Origin of the sequence: Moraxella atlantae NBRC 14588, from assembly GCF_001591265.1 — a bacterium.
GTDB classification, from domain to species: domain Bacteria; phylum Pseudomonadota; class Gammaproteobacteria; order Pseudomonadales; family Moraxellaceae; genus Faucicola; species Faucicola atlantae.
This window is the reverse complement of sequence record NZ_BCUL01000064.1, coordinates 1-1301: the sequence shown is the minus strand read 5'-3', so window position 1 is coordinate 1301 and position 1301 is coordinate 1. Positions and strand designations below refer to the sequence as shown.

General features: G+C 34.7%; 1 protein-coding gene and 1 pseudogene. Both read left to right on the top strand.

Annotated features, from left to right (window positions below; genetic code table 11):
* Nucleotides 1–993, top strand: a pseudogene (locus MA2_RS11280) (hypothetical protein); the annotation flags it as partial.
* A 10-nt stretch (nucleotides 994–1003) separates the two neighbouring features.
* Complete coding sequence (locus tag MA2_RS10690) at nucleotides 1004–1300, top strand: immunity protein CdiI family protein (RefSeq protein WP_067059652.1); 297 nt, start codon at nucleotides 1004–1006, stop codon at nucleotides 1298–1300.
* The last annotated feature ends 1 nt before the right edge of the window (nucleotide 1301 follow it).

The window sequence follows — 1301 nt, the reverse complement described above, 5'->3', positions numbered from 1 at the left end:
GTTGATGAATATTTGAAAAACCAAGGCTATGATGAAGATACCAGAAAGGTTGTTTTAGTTGGCTTATCGGCTGGCGTTGGTGGGGCTGTCGGTGACAGTATAGCAGGATTGGCGAATAGTGTTAATCAGACGCAGAATAATTATTTAAATCATATCCAGTTACAACAATGGGCAGAACAGCTTGCTGCGTGTGGTAAAGACATCGCCTGCAAACAAAACATAAATACTTATTATCAAGCCTTAAGTAAAGAGCAAGATAAAAGATTGGAGAGGGTTTGTATTACAAACTTTAACCATGCTCAATGTAAGACGGAAATCGCCAATTTTTATCAAGGATTTCCTAAAAACAAAATTGCTCCGTTCGCTGATGATTACACAAAAATTGAATCTTTAGGAGGTGGTAATCTTAGAGCAAACGTAACAATGAGTAATGACTTGGCTTTTAGTAATACGATTACTCGTGGTATAGCTAATATTGCGCGAGCTGAAAATAGACCTATGGATGCTATTGCGGCAGATTTAATGTATGCAGAGCTTTGGGGAGGTGGGGCTGGTAGATTAGGGACGGTTTCTAAGGCTAAACCTAGTAATAATGCTATTATTCATGCAACTCCTCAAGAAATACAAAAATCAAGAATTAGTATGCTACAAGCTAATGGTGTTAAAATTAGTTCAGAAAATGTAGTTACTACTGGTATTACACCAACTGGTAAAATCGTATTTCTTGAAACTGGTAGCTCTAAAGCTGGATTACAACATATTGTTGAGAGGCATGCAGCTGAATTTAATACTATAGGAGTATCTAATCAACAAATACCATCTGTTTTAATCAATACATTAGAACATGGCAAAATAGTAGGATATCAGGGTAAAAAAAATGGTCGTCCAATTTACCAAACTGTTATCAACGGTCAAACTCGCTATATAGCCATTAGCGTAGGTAGTAATGGATTTATTGTAGGTGCCAATCCTGTTTCAAAACCTAAAAAATAAGGAATTTAAAATGAAAATAAAATTAATGCCAGAATATGAATGTTATCCAACTTGGGTAGAGAACGACGGAATGTTTGATAATATTGACCCAAAAGAACTACCTATAAGTTTAGATTTGGCTAATAGAATTACCAAATGGTCAGATGACTATGAAAAAACTTATGATAAAGAAGACCCAAGGGAATCAAGGTTTTTAAGTAATTTAGATAAAAATAGTTTCATAGAAGAAGGTGAGCGTTTAAGGGAAGAACTTATAACTGAACTAAAACAAGATTATGAAGTTTTACTACAAATTGATATGGACTAGT

Coding starts and splice junctions, on each gene's coding strand:
- MA2_RS10690 (WP_067059652.1), top strand. CDS start 1,004: ATGAAAATAAAATTAATGCCAGAATATGAATGTTATCCAACTTGGGTA.